The organism is Pseudomonas sp. 1L-E-NC-VB-C3 (assembly GCF_057291535.1).
Map to the genome: position 1 here is coordinate 129,987 of NZ_JBXAWD010000002.1, position 19,245 is coordinate 149,231.

The following is a 19,245-nucleotide window of genomic DNA, read 5'->3' on the forward strand; positions in this document are numbered from 1 at the left end:
TGATTGACTCTTTACCGGTTCCGGCCAACTATCGGCGCACAACAATGTGACCGATGGATTGAAACTTGACCGAACGACGCCAATTCAGCGGAGGCATGAAGGGGAAAAACCTCCGCTATCTGAATGAGCAAAGCGATAACGCGCAGTTGACGCGCACCGGTTTTCTGCTGCTCGAACACTTTTCGCTACCGGCCTTTACGCAGACGCTGGACGCCGTGGTGACTACCAATCTGTTGCGCCCGGGGCTGTTTACCTCGCGCACCTTCGGGCTGGGTGAGGGCGAGGTCATCAGCGACCTGGGGCTGGTGATCCGCCCCGATGCGCGTCTGGACTCAGCAGCGCTCGAGGAATTGGATCTGCTGGTGGTCTGCGGCGGTTATCGCACTGAACTGCGAGCGAGCGATGGGTTTGTGCACTTGCTCAAACTGGCGGCGGAGCGGGGCGTCAGTCTGGCCGGGTTGTGGAATGGTTCGTGGTTTCTCGGGCGTGCCGGGTTGCTCGACGGCTACCGTTGCGCGATTCACCCGGAACATCGCCCCGCGTTGACGGAAATTGCCAAGGCTACGCACGTCAGCAGCGAGCCTTATGTGATCGACCGCGACCGTCTCACCGCGTCGAGCCCATCGGGGGCTTTCCACATGGCGCTGGACTGGATCAAAAGCCTGCACGGCAAGGCGCTGGTCGAGGGTGTCGAGGACATTCTGGCGTTTGAGGAATCGCGCTACCGGCGGATCAAACCGGATGAAAACATCTGCGTCAGCGCGCCGTTGCGGGAAGTGATCAAGCTGATGGACGCCAACCTCGAAGAACCGTTGGAGCTGGAACAATTGGCGGTCTACGCCGGCCGCTCGCGGCGCCAGCTCGAGCGCTTGTTCAAGGAACAACTGGGCACCACGCCGCAGCGCTATTACCTGGAACTGCGCATCACCGAAGCACGGCGCCTGCTGCAACATACCGAGCTGTCGCAGGTGGAAGTGCTGGTGGCGTGTGGTTTCGTTTCACCGAGCCATTTCAGCAAGTGCTACAGCTCGTATTTTGGTTATCGGCCTTCGAAGGAAAAACGGCTAGTTAAATAGATCGACCGGTGCAATCCCCAAAAACCCTCACCCCAGCCCTCTCCCAGAGGGAGAGGGAGCCGACCGAGGTATCTTGCGCTGTACATCGACCTGAAAGATGGACGTCGACTTTGGATTCAATACAGCGCTTTCAGGTCGGCGTAAATCTCGAATATCCCCCAATCAGTTCCCTCTCCCTCCGGGAGAGGGCTAGGGTGAGGGGTATTGAGGGCGGGTCTGTCAGAGACGATCAGCATCGATTACAGCTTGCGCAAACGCCGCCGGGCTTTCCTGGGGCAAATTGTGCCCAACCCCACCCTCAATCAACCGGAACTGATATTTCCCGGTAAAACGCTTGGCATAGTCCTCAGGCTTGGGATGTGGCGCACCATTGGCGTCGCCTTCCAGGGTAATCGTCGGCACGCTGATCGAAGGCGCAGTAGCCAATTTTTCTTCCAGCGCGGCATATTTCGCCTCGCCCTGCACCAGGCCCAGCCGCCAGCGGTAGTTGAACACGGTGATTTCGACGTGATCGGGGTTCTGCAACGCTTGGGCGCTGCGGTCGAAAGTGGCGTCGTCGAACTTCCACTGCGGCGAAGCCAGCTGCCAGATCAGTTTGGCGAAGTCGTGGGTGTTCTTTTCATAGCCGGCACGGCCGCGTTCGGTGGCGAAGTAGAACTGGTACCACCACTGCAATTCGGCTTTCGGCGGCAGCGGGTTTTGCCCGGCGGCCTGATTGCCGATCAGGTAGCCGCTGACCGCCACCAACGCCTTGACGCGCTCCGGCCACAATGCTGCGACGATGTCCGCCGAACGCGCGCCCCAGTCGTAGCCGCCAAGCACTGCTTGCTTGATCTTCAGCGCATCCATGAAGTCGATCACGTCGCTGGCCAGCGCCGCCGGTTGGCCGTTGCGCAGGGTGTTTTTGGACAGGAACTGCGTGTCGCCATAACCCCGCGCATACGGCATCAACACGCGATAACCCTTGGCCGCCAGCAGTGGTGCGACATCGTCGTAGCTGTGAATGTCGTAGGGCCAGCCGTGCAGCAGAATCACCACTGGGCCATCAGCGGGGCCGGTTTCGGCGTAGGCCACGTCGAGCAAGCCAGCCTTGATGTGCTTCAGCGGGCCGAAGGGCGAGGGCGCGGAATAGCTGACGGCGGCCGGTTCTGTGGTTTGCGCCTGAGCGCTGCCGACGGCGCCGAACAGTGACAGCGCCAGGACTGACAAGCCGAGCGCGGCGGTGATTTTAGAGGTGTGCAGAGCCTGTTTCATGCTGACGTCTCCTTTGCGAGCCTGTGGCCAAGGGGCTGGATGAACCCTTGAAACCCTGGGTGCATTGAAGCGTGGCGAGGTATCTGCTCTGTGTCGCCAGAGAGCGTTTTTGCATTGGGTTGTGTAGCAGCGGGGCGCGTACACAGTGTGATACATGGCGATGAAACGGTGAGTTTTCGCGCGAAAATAATAAGTCGCTGTTTTAAAACAAAAAAAATTTTATTTCGGGCTTCCCAAATGAAATGAATGTTGTTAAATTGCGGCCCGTTCTCACAGCGATCCTAACGGAGCCGCTGATCAGAGCTACAGGGGCGTCGCCAAGCGGTAAGGCAGCAGGTTTTGATCCTGCCATGCGTTGGTTCGAATCCAGCCGCCCCTGCCATCTACGAAAAAACGCCAACTTCGCAAGAAGTTGGCGTTTTTTTATGCCTGCGATTTACCGCGCTCGAGCCAGGCATGCGTGCGCGATGCCGAAGCACCGCGCACGCCGGTCACTCAGTGCGGTGCGCGCGGGATGGTTTTCATCAGGTCTTCAGGGCTGATGTGGCCGACCACGCTGCCCGGCTGCGGCAGGTTCAGAATGTGGCCTTTCATCTTGCCGATGATGTGCATCTCGCACGGCTTGCAATCGAACTTCAACGTCAGCACTTCATCGCCGTGGATCAACTGCATCGGCGCGACCTTGGTGCGCACGCCGGTCACGCCTTTGGCCTGTTTCGGGCACAGGTTGAAGGAGAAACGCAGGCAGTGCTTGGTGATCATCACCGGCACCTCGCCTGGCTCTTCGTGAGCTTCGTACGCCGCGTCGATCAGCTTGACGCCGTGACGGTGGTAGAAGTCGCGGGCCTTCTGATTGTAGACGTTGGCGAGGAAGGTCAGGTGCGAATCCGGGTACACCGGCGGCGGCGTGGTTTCGGCCTTGCGGCTGCCACGCGGATGCGCGGCGACACGCGCCGCAGTCAGCGCTTCGATCACTTCGCGACGCAGCGACTTGAGCTGCGAGTTGGGAATGAAGAACGCTTGCGGCGCATCCAGCTTGACGTCGGTGGCGTGGTACTGCGTGGTGCCGAGCTGACCAAGCAGGTCGCGCAGTTGCTCCAGCGCCTGCTCCGGCTTGTTGGCAACGCCGAACGGCCCGTTGAGGGTGACGCTGGCGCTGATGCCTTCTTCGCTGGTCGCGGTCACTTCCAGCTGTTCTTCACGCAGACGAGCGAACCAGCTCAGGGCCACGCGACGTTCCGAAGAAGTTTTCTGCAACGCCTGCTGCCAGTTGTGATCGAGGTTGCGATTGAGCGGGTGGCTCGGACGCAGCTTGAACAGGCCCTCGGGCATTTCGTTCGGCTCGACGCGGTAGCGGTAGCGCTTCTCGCCGTCTTCTTCGAACTCGCCTTTGGCCTCGGCGATGTTGGCGCGGAAACCGACCACTTCGCGCTTGACCAGCACGTTCAGGCCGTCGCCGTTGGACAGCGGCTCGTGAGTGACAACCTGCATGTCACGCTTGCCGACTTTTTCCACCGTGCCGACCGGCAGCCCGGTGAAGGTTGGCGAATCGAAGGCGCCGATGTCGATCTTGCGATCGGTCACGAAGTAATCGGTGCTGCCACGGTGGAAGGTCTTTTCCGGGTCGGGCAGGAAGAAATGCACCGTCCGGCCGCTGGAGGCGCGGGCCAGGTCAGGGCGGTCTTCGAGCACGTCGTCCAGACGCTGGCGGTAATAGGCGGTGATGTTCTTCACATAGCCCATGTCCTTGTAGCGACCTTCGATCTTGAACGAACGCACGCCTGCTTCGACCAGCGCGCGGATGTTGGCGCTCTGGTTGTTGTCTTTCATCGACAGCAGGTGCTTTTCGTAAGCGATCACGCCACCCTTTTCGTCTTTCAAGGTGTACGGCAAGCGGCAAGCCTGGGAGCAGTCGCCCCGGTTGGCGCTGCGGCCGGTCTGCGCGTGGGAAATATTGCACTGGCCGGAGAAGGCCACGCACAGCGCGCCGTGGATGAAGAATTCGATGGCCGCGTCGGTTTCATCGGCGATGGCGCGGATTTCCTGCAGGTTCAGCTCACGGGCCAACACCAACTGCGAGAAACCGGCCTGATCGAGGAACTTCGCTCGCTCGAGGGTGCGGATGTCGGTCTGGGTCGAGGCGTGCAGCTCGATCGGCGGAATGTCCAGCTCCATTACGCCCAGATCCTGAACGATCAGCGCATCGACGCCGGCGTCGTACAACTGATGGATCAGCTTGCGCGCCGGCTCCAGCTCGTTGTCGTGCAGGATGGTGTTGATGGTGGTGAAGATGCGTGCGTGGTAACGGCGGGCGAACTCGACCAGTTCGGCGATTTCGCTGACTTCGTTGCAGGCGTTGTGGCGTGCGCCGAAGCTCGGGCCGCCGATGTACACGGCGTCAGCGCCATGCAGGATGGCCTCGCGGGCAATGGCGACATCGCGGGCAGGGCTGAGCAATTCCAGGTGATGCTTGGGCAAGGACATAGTTTTTTTAGTCAGGCGGTCACGGGCAAGGGGCGCATTGTACCTGTGAAACACTTGGGCGGCATCAGCGTGCCGATATCAGGTACGAAGGACCTAGCACAATACGAGGCAATGCATAACTGTAAAGACTGTCAGTTGTCCGTCCGCGTCCAAAGCGTGAACATCAGGTGGGAGCGGGAAAGTCGCTCTGGCCTATATCACGCAAGACATTGGAGATTAATATCATGAAAGGTAATAACGCCTTCGCGACGATTGGTATCTCGGATTTCGCGTCGTTTAAACCGCGTCCTCGCAAGACGGCCGAAGTGTATTACAAAGCGGTCGTGTCACCCGATCATCCGGGCATAGGCAAGCCAATATTCTCCGCTACTCGGCATCTTTATTTCGGCACAAAAGAGACGTTTAGCGTTATTGGTCAATATTTTACGGACGAGGTGGGTGAGATCATTTCATTTGTGATAGATCGCTCCCTTACGGACGGTACGCATGAAATTGGCGGGTTCGGAAGCCCTGTCGCGGGATTGATGACTATGTCGCATGAAATCTTATATGCGAAAACAGGAACAATAGAGTTTGCTCGCAAACACGAAGAAGGCATCGATTCGATTACGGCAACATTCAATTTTGAAATCGAGCACCGCGGGCAAACATACCGGGTATCAGAAGGTAAACTGTTTGTTATAGCTAGCGGTCCCCTTTAAGTTTTGTGAATAGACCGTTGACGCCAATTCGCTCAACGAGCGAGCCAGCGCATGCCAAACGGCCGCATCCTGGTGGCTGCTGTGTTTGGCGCGCGCCCTTAAGCATTTTCACTGCGTACGCCGCAACCGGAATCGTGGCGGCAGCCTACGCAGTATTTCCGCAAATCAGCCCTTGGCCGCCATCGCCGTCACCTCCACACGCATCCCTTCAACCGCCAGCGAGGCGACGCCCACCGCTGCCCGCACTGGCCAAGGCTTGGCGAAATAGCGTTTGTACACTTCATTGAACGCCGCGCGATCAGCCATGTCGGTGAGGTAAATGGTCAGGTGCAGCACCCGGTCCATCGAACTGCCAGCACGTTCCAAGGCGACTTTCAGCGCTTGCAGCGTGCACTCGCTTTGCTCGGTGATGCCGCCGAGTTCCAGGCTGCCATCGGCGCGGGTCGGGATTTGCGTCGAGACCATGATCCCGCCAAAGGTGGCGACGTCGGAAGAAATCGAATCGGTGTCCGGATCAGGCGTGAAGATGATGTCTTGATTGGCCATGGGCATCTCTTGTTTGGGTGAATGAAGATTGCGGCAGTTTACAGATTCTTTCCCACCATGGCCCGGACGGGGACCGCGACACGTTTGTATAAGCGTGTATCAGCCCTCAGCGGATACACACGGCAACACCAAACTGCGCTTTCGAGACACATCCGCCTTACATGCCGAGCCCAAAGTAGCCCTCACACCAACACTACGTTCAAGAGGGCACCACCATGTACCGTCCACTGTTTCTGGCTTCTGCCGTTGTCTTCGCCTCCCTTGCCGGTTTCGCCCATGCGGCAGATGCGCCGGCGACGAGCTGGCAGAAAGGTCTGAGCCGTACTGATCTGGTTCGCCAGGATCTCGGCGCTGACAATCGCGAGGTGATTCAGGCGCGTATCGATTTCGACGCTGGCGTCACCTCGCCTCGGCATGCTCATCCCGGCGTGGAAGTGGCCTATGTCATCAGCGGCACGTTCGAGTATCAGCTCGAAGGGCGGGCGCCGGTAATACTCAAGGCCGGTGATTCGTTGTTCATTCCGGCGGGCGTGGCGCATGTGGCGAAAAACATTGGCAGCGAAAAGGGCGTGGAACTGGCCACTTACGTCGTGCCGAAAGGCGAGCCGCTGCTGATCCTCAAACCATGACCTGCCAGGCTGCTATTTCGAGCGCGGCTTGCTCATTGCGCGCTTGATGCGCATCCAATCCTGATAGGCCGCCGTTCGCTTGGCGTCGGCCAAGGCTTTTGCTTCGCTGAAGCGAGCCCAAGACTCAGGGCTGTCGGCGTCATGCTCAATGATTCTGTAGGCCGCCTCTTCCAGCAGGTCGGCCTCGCGGAACATCGCGGCGTTTTCTGCCATCTCGTCATCCCACGATCGGCCGAAACCGAATTTCAACGTGCGCTCATTCATTTTGCGTGATCCTCCTCCCACACCAGAGGCACCGACTCGCGCCATTGCACCTCGGTTACGCCGAAGCGTTCCGCCATTGGTTTGGAAAAACGTTTCAACGGAGGCCGACCGGGGCGCGGGATGGGCGCGATTCCTGCGTCGCAACTTGCCCACTGCCACGCTTCGGCGTTGTTCATGTTTTTTGTGCGAATGACGAATGACCTGGGCTTTCCATGTAACAGGTACTCGATCACGTACAAGTCCACTGCGCTCATACATTTCCTCCGGCTGTTAAAAAGAGGGATGTCTGGCGAAATAAATAATTCAGAGAAAATTCTTTTGGCTGGGATGACCGGCATACGCCGCTTGTTTTGCGTTATACCGGCCGTTGGGGCGTGTACAAGTTGATGCGCCAATGCACTACATGATCTTGTAATGTCGCTGCTGAGAGTGGCGATCTCACTAGAATGAAACGCATCTAAAACGGCGCGTTATTCAGGAGGGGCTTCAGGAGTAAATGCATGAGCAGACAAAGTCTGCGTGAATCTCGGTGTCTTCAACCGCTGTGATCAGACCTGCATGCAAAGCTTCTTCAGGATTGATAATGCGCGGAGCCGCTGTCAGGTATTTTTCTGTCTCCAACGCATTTTTCCCGTTACTGGTACGCTCGGCGACAATCTGCGCGTACAGATGCAAGTCGTAATCCAGGCTCATGGCATATTCCGACATGCGCGAATGATCAACCGCTCCCTGCAAGTGCCAATGAAAAGGGTGAAACAGAAACTTGCTATGAGTGCACGCAGTGCGGCGCTGGCCGGCGAGGAAAACGATATTGCCCATCGACTCGACCGTTCCCAGGTTATGCGTGTGTACCGGGACGGGCAGCGCCATCAGAAAGTTGTACATCGTGAAACCGTAACTGCATTCGCCACCCATGGTAGCGATGTTCAGAATCAACCTGGGTGCATCTTCCTTTACCGCACGCGAGGCTCTGTCAATCAGCTGACCGCAGGTTGAAGCATTGATCGGGCCGGTAAAGTTAATCACGTGAACAGGCATGGCAATTTCCTCGACGGGCCGGGGCTCTGCGAACGGGCTCTTTGCGCAAGGACTGGTGCCCGTCAGTCAGGAGCAGCGTTCGTACGTTGGCGTCGTTTGCGTTTCTCGAGAGTTTTCAGAGTCAACGTTCAACTGCCTGCGCTCGTAACATTCATGTTGTGCACGATCGCTGTGCTGCGGGTGGCCAGGTTTTCTTTCAATGCACGAAGACCCAGCGTCGTCCGGCAGTTTCTCCGGAGAGCTGCGCGTCGCTTCTTGTACAACTTCAGCGCCTTCGCGTTGGTGTAACTGGCTTGGAGGAGTATGTGTGGAGGTGGTCATCTATGCGCTCCGTCGAATATTACAAGGGCAGCGAGGCTGCCCTTGTACCGCTCATTTACGACTTGCGACCTCCACTGTGGCTGGATTGTCCGCCTTTGCGACCAGCCTCGGATGCTTTTTCACGATCGTTGGCGAAGTTGCCGCCAGACTGTCCGCCTTTTTTTCCGGACTCTTGCATCTTGTCACGATCGTTGCCGGCGTTACCTGTATTTTTATTTCCGGTGGTCATGATAGCTCTCCGATATCTATTAACGTTTCGCTAGTGATGTCCGTTTTCGTCATGGACACCTACTTCGATTACATATCGGTTCACGGTGTTTTGATTTTTTTTAATTGATCCGATGAGCGGTGCCTGCACTTTCAACTTGTATCGGCCAGTAGTGCACATATAACTAAAAGGGCTACGCTCAATCGCATTGGATAATAAAGAAAAACACTTACACCGATGCCGAGCCGGTTGTTGAAGTTAATTGAACCTCGACTATCTGAATCGTGGCAACGGCCGATCAATTGGCTTGAGCGTCGAAAGCGTATCGCGAATCAGCGGCGTATCTTTCTCGATGTCGTGCAGTCGATCGCGGATGCGCAGTGCTGTCGGATGCCCGCCTTGATGATCAACCCAGTCGGCGATCTCTTTGCAGGCGGCTGCCAGGCGCGCCTGGCGGGCGTCGAGCAGGGTGAGGAGGGTGGTGATGGACTCTTTCTCGGACATGAAACACCTCCGTTCGCTGAAACGGCTGAGTTGCAACAAAAAGCCCGCATGGCGCGAACCTTCAGATCAACTATAGAAGCCCTGCGCGATCGTGCAAAAAATACCCGGCTCAGCTCATCGGCAAATCTTGTAGGAGTGAGCCTGCAGGGGGTTTGTGCGACTCAGGACGCCTCGCTCACCTCACACATCCGCTCGAGAAACATCGCCAAGGCTACTTCCTCAGCGCGCAGGCCTTTGCGCACTCTCGGGCGGGGCAGTTCGGCGAGCGCGCCGAGCATGAAATGTTCGAGCACCGCAGGGTGGATGTAGCATTTGCGGCACACCGCTGGCGTGTTGCCCAGCTGTTTGGCGACGTTCTTCACGGCTTCGACCACATGGCGCTTGGCCTCGGTTTCCGACTCATGCTGCAGCTCGCGCAGCACTGCCAAAGCCAATGCGCTGCCCGCCCAGGTGCGGTAGTCCTTGGCGGTGAATTCAGCGCCGGTGAGCTTTTGCAGATAGGCGTTTACGTCGGAGGAGGTGACAGTGTGCCGTTCGCCGTGTTCATCAAGGTACTGAAACAGGTTTTGCCCGGGAATCTCCAGGCAGCGCTTGATGATTCGCGCCAGACGCCGATCCTTGACGGTGATCTGGTGCTCGATGCCGCTCTTGCCACGGAACTGGAACAGGATCGCGCTGCCGTTGACCTCGACATGCCGACTGCGCAACGTGGTCAGGCCATAAGAGCGATTGTCCCGCGCATATTGGGTATTGCCGACGCGGATCAGCGTGGCGTCGAGCAAGGTGATGACCGTGGCCATGACCTTGTCGCGGCTGAAGCCCGGGGCGTCGAGCAGCGCCTCAAGCTGGCGCCGCAGTTTGGGCAGGGCCAGGCCGAATTCGCGAAGGCGCGAGTATTTGTCGGCGTCGCGCACTTCGCGCCAGCGCGCGTGATAACGGTACTGCTTGCGCCCGCGCGCATCGCGGCCGGTGGCTTGCAGATGACCGCGCGGGTCGGCGCAGATCCACACATCGGTGTAAGCCGGCGGCACCGCGAGGGCGTTGATGCGTTTGATTTCGTCCGGGTCGGTGATGCGCTGGCCCGACGGTTCGAAATAGACGAACTTGCCGCGCAGTTTTTTCCGGGTGATACCAGGCTGAGTGTCATCGACGTAATGCAGATCGGCGGGCAGGGCATCTGTCAGCACGGTATCGGGCATGGCGGTTTCCTTCGGTCATACGGCAGTCTGTAACTGATTGACCGCAGGCGCTGGCCGTCGTGCCGAATGATTTACGCGAGCACCGCCACCGCCTTGATCTGCGCCCACAGCCGCTGGCCCGGGTGCACGCCCAATTGGTCACGCGAGAAGCGGGTGATCCGCGCCAGCAGCGGCGTGCCGCCGGCATCGAGGCGGATCAGCACATGGGCACTGTTGTCAGCGGCCTGTTCGCTGATGACGGTAACGGGCAGACGATTGAGAATGCTGCTGGCCGCATCATTGTTCAGCGCCAGGCTGATGTCGCGGGCGTGCACCTTGCAGCGCAGGGCCTGACCCACGGCCATGTGCGCATGGGTGACGCGAATATTCATGTCCGTGGCCGGCAGTTGCAGGCTAAGCAATTGATAGGTGGCGTCGTAGGCGCTGACCTGACCTTCGATGATCACCCCGGCGTCATCGCCCAGCGCCAAAGGCAGATCCAGACGCGCCAGGGTCTCGCCGATCGGGCCGCTGGCGAGGGTTTTGCCATCGCTCAGCAACACCAGATGATCGGCCAGACGCGCGACTTCATCCTGGGCATGGCTGACGTACAGCAGCGGAATATCCAGTTCGTCATGCAGGCGTTGCAGGTATGGGAGGATTTCGCTCTTGCGCCGGCTGTCGAGAGCCGCCAGTGGTTCGTCCATCAGCAGCAGTTTCGGGCTGGTCAGCAGGGCGCGGGCGATGCCGACGCGCTGCCGCTCGCCGCCGGACAGATGCTGCGGATGGCGCTCGAGCAAATGGCCGATGCCGAGCAGTTCGGTCGCTTGGTTGATATCGACCCGGCGTTGCGACTTGGCGATGCGTTTGAGACCAAACTCCAGATTGGCCAGCACCGACAGATGCGGGAACAGGCTGGCTTCCTGAAACACGTAGCCAAGCGCACGTTTATGCGGCGGGACGAAGATGCCATTGGCACTGTCCTGCCAGACCTCGTCGTTGATCTGCACAAAACCCTGCTCGGCGCGCTCCAGCCCGGCGATGCAGCGCAGGCAGGTGGTTTTGCCGGAGCCGGAATCGCCAAACAGCGCGGTGACGCCCCGGCCCGGCACTTGCAGATCAACATCCAGTTCGAACCCCGGATAAGTGCGTTTCAGGCGTACATCTATCATCGATCAGCTCCAGCCTGCGCGGGTTTTGCGGCTGGAATACAGCGCCAGCAACACCAGAAACGAGAACACCAGCATCGCCGCGGACAGCCAGTGCGCTTGGGCATATTCCAGTGCTTCGACGTGGTCGTAGATTTGCACGGAGACCACGCGGGTCTTGTCGGGAATGTTGCCGCCGATCATCAGCACCACGCCGAATTCACCGACGGTGTGGGCAAAACCGAGGATCGCTGCGGTGATGAAACCGGGGCGCGCCAGCGGCAGGATCACGCTGAAGAACGTGTCCCAGGGATTGGCGCGCAACGTCGCGGCGACTTCCAGCGGGCGGGTGCCGATTGCCGAGAAAGCGTTTTGCAGCGGTTGCACCACGAACGGCATGGAGTAGATCACCGAGCCGATGACCAGCCCGGTGAAACTGAACGTCAGCGTGCCCAGCCCCAGCCATTGAGTGAACTGGCCGAGAAAACCGTGCGGCCCCAGCGCCAGCAACAGATAAAAGCCGATCACCGTCGGCGGCAGCACCAGCGGCAGGGCGACGATGGCGCCAATCGGGCCGCGCAACCAAGACGAGGTGCGCGACAGCCATAACGCGATCGGTGTGCCGATCACCAGCAGGATCACGGTGGTCAGCGACGCCAGTTTCAGGGTCAGCCAGATCGCGGCGAAGTCGGCACTGGTCAGCGACATTTACAGTTCATATCCGAAGGACTTGATCACCGCAGCGGCTTTCGGCCCTTTGAGATAATCGACCAGGGCCTTGGCAGCAGCGCTGTCCTTGCCTTTGTTCAAGATCACCGCGTCCTGTTTGATCGGATCATGCAGGGTGGCCGGAACAATCCATGCCGAGCCGCTGCTGATTTTGCCGTTCTTGAAGATTTGCGACAGCGCCACAAAGCCCAGTTCGGCGTTGCCGGTGGAGACGAACTGGTAGGCCTGAGTAATGTTCTGGCCTTCGACGATTTTGCTTTTCGTGGCTTCGCTCAACTGAAGTTTTTCCAGCACCTGGGTGGCGGCGAGACCGTATGGCGCGGCTTTCGGGTTGGCGATGGACAAGTGCTGGTATTGGTTGGTTTTCAGCACGTCACCCTGTGCATCCACATAACCTTCTTTTGCCGACCACAGCGCCAGCGTGCCAATGGCGTAGGTGAAGCGCGAGCCTTTGACGGCTTCGCCTTCCTGCTCGAGCTTTGCCGGGGTGCTGTCGTCAGCGGCGAGAAACACTTGGAAGGGCGCGCCGTTTTTGATCTGGGTGTAGAACTGGCCGGTTGCACCATAGGCGGCGACCAGTTTGTGCCCGGTGTCTTTTTCGAAGTCGGCAGCGATGGCCTGGATTGGCGCGGTGAAATTGGCGGCGACCGCCACTTGCACTTCGTCAGCCTGCGCGGCACCGATGCTGAAAAATGCGAGGAATGAGGCGAGACAGGCAGGGGCGAGGCGTGTGGCAGCAAGTGTCATGTAAAGGCTCCGTGATCGGCATTGAATGCTTTGCTTTGGATAACGCCGATACACGGGCGCAATCGCTGTATACGGAAATATATAGCGATATGCCGCCAAGTGGCGAGGGAATAAATCCGCTCGCCGCGTAAATTCAATGACGGTTGAGTTTCGCCAATGCGCCCTCGGCGAGTTGCCGGGTCAGTTCAGCGCTGCCGATATCCTTGCCCAACGTCAGCGCCTGACCGGCCCACAGATTGGCAAAATCGGCGTCATCCTTGGCCCGCAGCGGCATCAGCGCACCGCCGGCCAACGGGAAGGCTGGCGCTTGCGCTGACATCGGGCCGAGTTCGCGCATCGCCCGATTGACAATGCCCCGCGCCGGACGTCCGGTGAAAATGTTGGTGATGGCGGTCTCGCTTTCCTTGGCGGTGCGCAGGGCCTTGTGGTGCGAGGCGCTGACCTTCGCCTCCGGGGTAAACAGAAACGCCGTGCCGACTTGCACCGCCGAGGCGCCGAGCATCAACGCGGCTGCTACGCCTCGGGCATCGCTAATCGCACCAGCCGCAATCACCGGCACCTTCACCGCGTCGACCACCTGCGGCACCAGTGCAAAGGTGCCGACCTGGCTGCTCAGATCATCGCTGAGAAACATCCCGCGATGCCCGCCCGCCTCATAACCCATGGCGATGATCGCATCGCAGCCGTGTTGCTCCAGCCAGATCGCTTCTTCGACCGTAGTCGCAGACGAAAGGATTTTCGCCCCGGTTGCCTTGACCCGATCAAGCAGATTTTTCTCCGGCAACCCGAAATGAAAACTCACCACTTCGGGGCGGAATTCTTCGAGCACGGCACACGCAGTCTCGTCGAAAGGAGCACGGTTGGACACCGGCGTCGGCGCCTCGAAATCGGCACCGAGTTCGCGGTAGTAAGGTTCGAGCAGATTTTTCCAGTCCCGGGCTCGCTGCTCATCAGGCGCCGGTGGCTGATGGCAGAAGAAATTGACGTTGAACGGCTTGGTGGTGTGCTGGCGAATCGTCTTCAGTTCTTCGCGCAGTTGCTCGATGCTCAGCATCGCTGCCGGCATTGAACCGAGGCCGCCGGCATTGCACACGGCAATCACCATCGAAGAATTGGTCGCACCGGCCATCGGGCCTTGGATGATCGGCAGTTCGATACCGAGAAGATCAAGGATACGGGTGTCTGGCCACTGGCTCATAAAGCAATTCTCCGAACGATGAAACGGGCAGGGACGGCAAGCGGTTTTAGCAGCAAAACCGGCTGCGGGGCCAGTCTGAAATTCTGAACATTACGTGCAGTTTTTCAGCGTCGGTGCGGGTGGCTTAGCGAAAGTCGAGTGTGGCAATGTGTTGCGATGTGTTATTTCAGGGCACGCTTTCTTCCCATTATTTTCGAGGGGCCGTCATGTTCAATGCCATTCTGATCGACAAAGACGACAGCGGTTATCGCGCCAATCTGCAGCAAATCGATGAGCAGCAACTGCCCGAAGGCAACGTCAGCGTGAACGTCGCGTACAGCACCCTGAATTTCAAAGATGGCCTGGCGATCACCGGCAGCAGCCCGGTGGTGCGCAAGTTTCCCATGGTACCGGGGATCGACCTGGCGGGGACTGTCGAGTCCAGTTCGCATGCCGATTTCAAGGCGGGCGATCGGGTGCTGCTCAACGGTTGGGGCGTCGGTGAAAGCCACTGGGGCGGACTGGCGCAAAAGGCTCGGCTCAACGGTGACTGGCTGATTCCACTGCCCGAAGCTTTCACCCCGGCGCAAGCCATGGCCATCGGCACCGCAGGTTACACGGCAATGCTGTGCATTCTGGCGCTGGAGCGCCATGGCCTGACACCGGATCACGGCGAAGTGCTGGTCACCGGCGCCAATGGCGGGGTCGGCAGCTTTGCCATCGCCTTGCTCAGCAAGTTGGGATACCGCGTGGTGGCATCCACCGGACGGGTGTCCGAGCATGAATACCTGCAGCAATTGGGTGCTGCCGACATCATCGATCGAGCCACCTTGTCCGAACCGGGCAAGCCGTTGGCGAAAGAGCGCTGGGCGGCGGTGGTCGATTCGGTCGGTAGTCATACGCTGGCGAATGCTTGCGCCAGCACACGCTCGGAAGGCGTGGTCGCGGCATGCGGGTTGGCGCAAGGCATGGATTTCCTGGCCTCGGTAGCACCGTTCATTCTGCGCGGCGTAACGCTGGCCGGGATCAACAGCGTGACCCAGCCCAAGGCGCGCCGTATCGAGGCCTGGGGCCGACTGGCCAAGGATCTGGATTTCTCGTTATTGCAATTGATCAGTCACGAAATCAGCTTGAGCGAAGCCCTTGAGGCCGCGCCCAGATTACTCGCCGGGCAACTGCGGGGCAGGGTGGTGGTCGACGTCAATCGTTGAGTTCGCGCTCAAGCAGTTGGCGTTTGCGCTCGACGCCCCAGCGGTAGCCGGAAAGATTGCCGTCACTGCGCACCACGCGGTGGCAGGGAATCGCCACCGCCAAACGGTTGGCCCCGCAAGCCTGGGCCACCGCACGCATCGAAGTCGGCGCGCCGATGCGTTGCGCGATCTCGGCGTAACTGGCCGTGCTGCCTGGCGGGATCTCGCGCAGCGCCTGCCAGACGCGCTCCTGAAACGCTGTGCCGCGTATATCCAGCGGCAATTTCAGGCCCGTCGCGGGCGCTTCGACAAAGCCGACGACGCTGGCGATCAACTGTTCAAATTCGCGGTCGGCGCCGATCAGGTTGGCCTTGCGAAACTGATCCTGCAGGTTGCAGACCAGCTGATGCGGATCGTCGCCGAGCAGAATCGCGCAGATCCCACGTTCGCTTTGCGCCACCAGAATCGCCCCCAGCGAGCATTGGCCAACGGCAAAGCGAATGTCGTTGTTCTGCCCGGCGGCGCGGTAATCGGTGGGCTTCATGCCCAGCAGTTGATGGGCTGATTCGTAAAAGCGGCTGTTGGAATTGAAGCCAGCGTCATACAGCGCGTCGGTCACCGAGCCGCCGTCCGCCAGGCGCGCACGCAGTTTGCGTGAGCGATGCGCCGTGGCGTAAGCCTTGGGCGTCAGGCCGGTCGCGGCTTTGAATAGCCGGTGGAAATGAAAAGGGCTGAGGCCAGCGGTGGCGGCGAGGCTGTCGAGCGCGGGCAATGTCTCGCACGCTTCGATCTGCCGGCAGGCTGCTGCGATGATCGCCGCATGTTGCGCGTCATTCTGGTCCTTGCTGGCGCGTTTGCTCGGCCGGTATCCGGCAGCTTCGGCCAGTTCGGCGGTGTCGAAAAACTCGACGTTCTGCGGTTTCGGCAGGCGCGCCAGACTGCTCGGCCGGCAATAGATGCCAGTGGTTTTGACCGCATAGACAAATTGCCCGTCGGCACGCGGATCGCGCGCCACCACAGCGGCCCAGCGGGGATCGTGTTCAATGCTGATTGTCTTCGAAAGCTTGTCCATGAGAGGGAATCCGTTGACCTGTTTGATTCAGGTTAACCAGCATCGTAACCCGCAACACTCCGCGCCTTGCGGTCAAACTTTTATTGAGCGCCCGCGACGCGGAAGGTGATGTTGATGCGCCGCTCGCCCAAGAGCGGGTGACGGCCAGGTTTGATTGGCAGCACGCCGTGATAGCGCAGGCGGTCCACGCCGCCCCAGACCACCATGTCGCCATGCAACAGCGGAATACGCTGGGTTTTATCGCTGCGTTCGAAGCCGCCGAACAGAAACATTGCCGGCAAACCTAGCGACAGCGAAACGATGGGCGCGGCATAACCTTTTTCGTCTTTGTCCTGATGCAGCGACATCTTGGCGCCGGGGACGTACTGGTTGATCAGGCAGGAGTCGGCTTGAAAATCCGTAAACCCGGCGCGTTCCGCCGCCTCGTGCGCCAGATCGGCAAACGCCGCCGGCATCGACGGCCACGGCAAGCCGCTGAGTGGATCGACGCTGGAATAACGGTAACCGCTGCGATCGGTGATCCAACCCAGCTGTCCGCAACTGCTGGTGCCGACCGACATGCTGAAACCGCCGGGCGTGACCATGTGGCGTAGCGGGGCGGCGGCAAGAATGGCGTCGAGCTCGGTCAGCAGTTGCTCGACCTGTGGCAAGGCGAATCCGCGCAGCACCCACGATTGTTCGCCGATCTGCTCGGCGCGGGGCTGCTGTACGGGTTCGTTGTCGGCGAACAGGTCAAACGTGGTCGGTTGCATGACTCGGTTACAGCGCTTTGCTGACCTTGATGTCACTGAGTTCTTCGTCAGCGTGCATTTTCTTCAGCGCCGCTTTCGCTTCCTCGTCAGTGCCGGTTTCCAGTTCAGCGAATTCGAAACGCTGTTCACCGTCCAGTTTGTACTTGATCACGTATTTGGTTTTTTGCGCCACGGTCATGTTTCCCTTGCAGAATAGGCTGCGCGTCTCAGCTCAGTTTAGTGCTGGAGCGACGGATGATCTTGATCGAGTGGGTCAGCGTCGGCTTGCGCGTCACGCTGATTGCGCGGCGGTTGACGGTGTCGATGGTGATGTTCCAGAAGCCGGTGCTCGGTGCGGTGATGCGTGCCGGGAACGTGTCGAACGCGCCGCCGTGATAGGTGTGACGGCCGCCGTTTTTGAAGCTGCGGAAGTTGGCGTCGTTCATCAAACGGATGTTGCACATCTGCGAGCATTGAATGACGACGATGTCGTCTTCGTTGAGGTGCTCGCGCTGGTGAATGAATTTCATGGGCGCCTCCAGAAGGGCTTTTTCTACTAAATCAAAACGATAGCTTGTCGATGGGCGCAGTTTATCAGCCCGCACGGGTTATTATCTGGCCGTCGGGCGTTGCTTTGACAAATTTTGAACAGAACTTCGCCATGGCGGGCGGGTTAAATGCACAAGGCCCCGGAGAAAAGCGGCATTTGTGCTGTCGGACGGTCTTTAACGGAGGATTTATATGAAGTGGGGTGTGGTGTGTGTGCCGTTGATTCTGGCGATGGCCGGTTGTGCAAATGTTTCCGAAATCAATGAAACGCTGCCAACCATGAGCGTGATCTCCGGCAAAAAGCCCCAGGAGTATGCGCAGTGTCTGACCGACAAGCTCGCTGACAGTCGTGGTGCGTTGCAAGTCCAGCCGCAGAAAGACGGTGTACGAGTCATCGTTCCCGGCAAACTTTCGTCAGGCCCGGCAGCCGTGTTTGATATCGAAGATCGCGCCGGCGGCAGCAGCATCAAGCTGCATGAGCGCATGTCCAACGTGCCGGTTCGCCCTCGCGATGTACAGAAAGCTGCGAACGCCTGTATTTCCGGCTGATAGACTATCGAACATCAGCACCCGATGCCGTCACAGCCCTGCTGTGGCGGCATTGTCATTTATGGAGTCGCAATGAAGCGAGAGCACGTGCGGGAGCGCCACGCAGAGGGCCTTATCTCTGCCACTCATGTCATCCAGAACCCGGCGAATCCGGGTGAATGGATCGTGTTTTTCAAGAAGAGTGCAGGGCGCAGCTACTTTTTGGTGGATGACAATGATGAAGTCGAATCCTTCAATCGGCTCGACGATCTCATCGAGGTCGTCCGTGGCCTCGGGATCAAGTTCGCTGAAATCCACATGTAAGGCTTATTTGCAGACGACCACGACGTTACGGGTCTTGTAATTGCCAACGTCAACGCCCAGGGTTTTGTCATCTTCCTTGGGCGCCGGTGTGCCATCAGTGCCGACGATGCGATACCCGGTGCCGGCGCAGGAGGCATCGGCCTTTTCGTAGCACATGGCCCATGAGTTGGCTTCGCCGGAACAGTCGATGCTCAGACCCTGTTCGCCATTGTTCAGATAGGTGGGCTGCGAAGTGGCACAGCCGCTCAGTACCAATACCGCGAAAAGCGGCTGCAGTTTGTTCAGGTTCATGGTTGCGAGGTCTTCAAGTGGGGGACTGGTTGCTCTGACAGCGCCGCGATGAAAAGGTTATAGCGATTGGCCACTTGTTTGCCAACAAAGCACAAAAAAGCCCTGCATGCTGGCAGGGCTTGGCGCAAGTGCTAAAAGGATCAGTCCTGATCTTTGCCTCGGCGCTTGGAAGAAGCAGGCGTATCAGTGAACACCGAGGCCACATCTGTCGCCATCTGCTCGCTGTCGAAAGGCCCGGCGATATGTTCGCCATTGGTAGTGGTCAGCGTCCACTTGCCGTCTTTCTTGTCGATCACATACCCGTTGATGATTTTTACCGCAGCCATCTAGTCTGTCTCATTCGCTGGTTCAAAGGCGCCATGATAGCGGCAAATGCTCGCAATGGGGGCTGATAAGCGTATGGTGATCCTGTTTGCCCGGATCTTGAGCTACGCTGACTCCGCCGCTGAAATACCCGGATGGAACTATCCGCGCGAATATTTCTCTATGTTGGCATCGGTTAGCCAGCGCGGGGCATTGTAAGGCGCACGCCGCCTGATTAGACTGCCCCGAAACT

The 19,245-nt window shown here is 59.0% G+C and carries 24 protein-coding genes, 1 tRNA gene and 1 pseudogene; 7 read left to right on the forward strand and 19 right to left on the reverse strand.

The window, feature by feature from the left end:
• Window positions 1-65 precede the first annotated feature (65 nt).
• Window positions 66-1,076, forward strand: a complete 1,011-nt coding sequence (locus AC0Z5Z_RS04000; RefSeq protein WP_191636952.1) for a GlxA family transcriptional regulator — start codon at window positions 66-68, stop codon at window positions 1,074-1,076.
• Between the two features lie 219 nt (window positions 1,077-1,295).
• Here AC0Z5Z_RS04000 and AC0Z5Z_RS04005 read toward each other — a convergent pair whose 3' ends face one another.
• Window positions 1,296-2,330: an alpha/beta fold hydrolase gene (locus AC0Z5Z_RS04005; RefSeq protein WP_056789584.1), complete on the reverse strand. Its 1,035-nt coding sequence runs from the start codon at window positions 2,328-2,330 to the stop codon at window positions 1,296-1,298.
• A 307-nt stretch (window positions 2,331-2,637) separates the two neighbouring features.
• On the opposite strand from AC0Z5Z_RS04005, the gene AC0Z5Z_RS04010 reads away from it, so the two are divergent.
• Window positions 2,638-2,712, forward strand: a tRNA-Gln gene (locus AC0Z5Z_RS04010).
• Window positions 2,713-2,825: 113 nt separating this feature from the next.
• Here AC0Z5Z_RS04010 and AC0Z5Z_RS04015 read toward each other — a convergent pair.
• Window positions 2,826-4,814, reverse strand: a complete 1,989-nt coding sequence (locus AC0Z5Z_RS04015) for a peptidase U32 family protein (RefSeq protein WP_150740958.1) — start codon at window positions 4,812-4,814, stop codon at window positions 2,826-2,828.
• Between the two features lie 224 nt (window positions 4,815-5,038).
• Here AC0Z5Z_RS04015 and AC0Z5Z_RS04020 point away from each other — a divergent pair, with 224 nt between their 5' ends.
• Window positions 5,039-5,515, forward strand: coding sequence for a hypothetical protein (locus tag AC0Z5Z_RS04020; RefSeq protein WP_095180154.1), 477 nt, complete (start codon window positions 5,039-5,041; stop codon window positions 5,513-5,515).
• A 165-nt stretch (window positions 5,516-5,680) separates the two neighbouring features.
• Here the strand turns inward: AC0Z5Z_RS04020 and AC0Z5Z_RS04025 are convergent, their stop codons facing one another.
• On the reverse strand, window positions 5,681-6,061 hold the full coding sequence (locus tag AC0Z5Z_RS04025) for a RidA family protein (protein WP_056789594.1): 381 nt from the start codon (window positions 6,059-6,061) through the stop codon (window positions 5,681-5,683).
• Between the two features lie 215 nt (window positions 6,062-6,276).
• Here AC0Z5Z_RS04025 and AC0Z5Z_RS04030 point away from each other — a divergent pair, with 215 nt between their 5' ends.
• A complete protein-coding gene (locus tag AC0Z5Z_RS04030; RefSeq protein ID WP_056789598.1) occupies window positions 6,277-6,690 on the forward strand; it encodes a cupin domain-containing protein in 414 nt (137 codons plus the stop codon).
• A 12-nt stretch (window positions 6,691-6,702) separates the two neighbouring features.
• Here AC0Z5Z_RS04030 and AC0Z5Z_RS04035 read toward each other — a convergent pair whose 3' ends face one another.
• The 10 genes and pseudogenes from AC0Z5Z_RS04035 to AC0Z5Z_RS04080 form a co-directional block, all read right to left on the reverse strand.
• On the reverse strand, window positions 6,703-6,954 hold the full coding sequence (locus tag AC0Z5Z_RS04035; RefSeq protein ID WP_095180153.1) for a hypothetical protein: 252 nt from the start codon (window positions 6,952-6,954) through the stop codon (window positions 6,703-6,705).
• Window positions 6,951-7,208, reverse strand: coding sequence for a DUF6555 family protein (locus tag AC0Z5Z_RS04040; RefSeq protein ID WP_041480147.1), 258 nt, complete (start codon window positions 7,206-7,208; stop codon window positions 6,951-6,953). Before AC0Z5Z_RS04040 ends, AC0Z5Z_RS04035 begins: the two co-directional genes overlap by 4 nt.
• A 232-nt stretch (window positions 7,209-7,440) precedes the next feature.
• Window positions 7,441-7,992 carry an ATP-dependent Clp protease proteolytic subunit gene (locus AC0Z5Z_RS04045; RefSeq protein ID WP_041480149.1) on the reverse strand — a complete coding sequence of 184 codons (552 nt, stop codon included), beginning with the start codon at window positions 7,990-7,992 and terminating at the stop codon, window positions 7,441-7,443.
• A gap of 376 nt (window positions 7,993-8,368) precedes the next feature.
• Window positions 8,369-8,485: pseudogene (locus AC0Z5Z_RS04050) on the reverse strand (con-10 family general stress protein); the annotation flags it as partial.
• 309 nt (window positions 8,486-8,794) lie between these two features.
• The gene (locus AC0Z5Z_RS04055; RefSeq protein WP_076562638.1) at window positions 8,795-9,025 is read right to left on the reverse strand and encodes a hypothetical protein; all 231 of its coding nucleotides are present in this window, start codon (window positions 9,023-9,025) and stop codon (window positions 8,795-8,797) included.
• 161 nt (window positions 9,026-9,186) lie between these two features.
• Window positions 9,187-10,224, reverse strand: a complete 1,038-nt coding sequence (locus AC0Z5Z_RS04060; protein ID WP_095180151.1) for a DNA topoisomerase IB — start codon at window positions 10,222-10,224, stop codon at window positions 9,187-9,189.
• Window positions 10,225-10,295: 71 nt separating this feature from the next.
• Window positions 10,296-11,375, reverse strand: coding sequence for a molybdenum ABC transporter ATP-binding protein (modC, locus tag AC0Z5Z_RS04065; RefSeq protein ID WP_485610723.1), 1,080 nt, complete (start codon window positions 11,373-11,375; stop codon window positions 10,296-10,298).
• A 3-nt stretch (window positions 11,376-11,378) separates the two neighbouring features.
• Complete coding sequence (gene modB / locus AC0Z5Z_RS04070; protein ID WP_122611386.1) at window positions 11,379-12,059, reverse strand: molybdate ABC transporter permease subunit; 681 nt, start codon at window positions 12,057-12,059, stop codon at window positions 11,379-11,381.
• A complete protein-coding gene (gene modA, locus AC0Z5Z_RS04075; protein ID WP_485610724.1) occupies window positions 12,060-12,827 on the reverse strand; it encodes a molybdate ABC transporter substrate-binding protein in 768 nt (255 codons plus the stop codon).
• 133 nt (window positions 12,828-12,960) lie between these two features.
• A complete protein-coding gene (locus AC0Z5Z_RS04080) occupies window positions 12,961-14,025 on the reverse strand; it encodes an NAD(P)H-dependent flavin oxidoreductase (RefSeq protein ID WP_056789622.1) in 1,065 nt (354 codons plus the stop codon).
• Window positions 14,026-14,231: 206 nt separating this feature from the next.
• Here AC0Z5Z_RS04080 and acuI point away from each other — a divergent pair, with 206 nt between their 5' ends.
• A complete protein-coding gene (acuI, locus tag AC0Z5Z_RS04085; RefSeq protein ID WP_310216300.1) occupies window positions 14,232-15,215 on the forward strand; it encodes an acrylyl-CoA reductase (NADPH) in 984 nt (327 codons plus the stop codon).
• Here acuI and ada read toward each other — a convergent pair.
• The 4 genes from ada to AC0Z5Z_RS04105 all read right to left on the reverse strand — a co-directional run bounded on the left by ada (window position 15,205) and on the right by AC0Z5Z_RS04105 (window position 17,527).
• A complete protein-coding gene (gene ada, locus AC0Z5Z_RS04090; RefSeq protein WP_485610725.1) occupies window positions 15,205-16,266 on the reverse strand; it encodes a bifunctional DNA-binding transcriptional regulator/O6-methylguanine-DNA methyltransferase Ada in 1,062 nt (353 codons plus the stop codon). The genes acuI and ada overlap by 11 nt on opposite strands.
• A gap of 80 nt (window positions 16,267-16,346) precedes the next feature.
• Entirely contained in the window at window positions 16,347-17,018 is a 672-nt protein-coding gene (alkB, locus tag AC0Z5Z_RS04095) for a DNA oxidative demethylase AlkB (protein WP_485610726.1), read from the reverse strand.
• Between the two features lie 7 nt (window positions 17,019-17,025).
• On the reverse strand, window positions 17,026-17,196 hold the full coding sequence (locus AC0Z5Z_RS04100; RefSeq protein WP_016774926.1) for a hypothetical protein: 171 nt from the start codon (window positions 17,194-17,196) through the stop codon (window positions 17,026-17,028).
• 28 nt (window positions 17,197-17,224) lie between these two features.
• Window positions 17,225-17,527 carry a DUF1883 domain-containing protein gene (locus AC0Z5Z_RS04105; protein ID WP_007912251.1) on the reverse strand — a complete coding sequence of 101 codons (303 nt, stop codon included), beginning with the start codon at window positions 17,525-17,527 and terminating at the stop codon, window positions 17,225-17,227.
• 211 nt (window positions 17,528-17,738) lie between these two features.
• Between AC0Z5Z_RS04105 and AC0Z5Z_RS04110 the strand changes: the two genes are divergently transcribed.
• Both AC0Z5Z_RS04110 and AC0Z5Z_RS04115 read left to right on the forward strand, forming a co-directional pair.
• Window positions 17,739-18,095, forward strand: a complete 357-nt coding sequence (locus tag AC0Z5Z_RS04110) for a hypothetical protein (RefSeq protein ID WP_016774925.1) — start codon at window positions 17,739-17,741, stop codon at window positions 18,093-18,095.
• Between the two features lie 72 nt (window positions 18,096-18,167).
• Complete coding sequence (locus AC0Z5Z_RS04115; protein ID WP_016774924.1) at window positions 18,168-18,398, forward strand: hypothetical protein; 231 nt, start codon at window positions 18,168-18,170, stop codon at window positions 18,396-18,398.
• A 3-nt stretch (window positions 18,399-18,401) separates the two neighbouring features.
• Here AC0Z5Z_RS04115 and AC0Z5Z_RS04120 read toward each other — a convergent pair whose 3' ends face one another.
• Complete coding sequence (locus tag AC0Z5Z_RS04120; RefSeq protein ID WP_016774923.1) at window positions 18,402-18,689, reverse strand: hypothetical protein; 288 nt, start codon at window positions 18,687-18,689, stop codon at window positions 18,402-18,404.
• A gap of 140 nt (window positions 18,690-18,829) precedes the next feature.
• Window positions 18,830-19,015, reverse strand: a complete 186-nt coding sequence (locus tag AC0Z5Z_RS04125; RefSeq protein WP_016774922.1) for a hypothetical protein — start codon at window positions 19,013-19,015, stop codon at window positions 18,830-18,832.
• Between the last annotated feature and the right edge of the window lie 230 nt (window positions 19,016-19,245).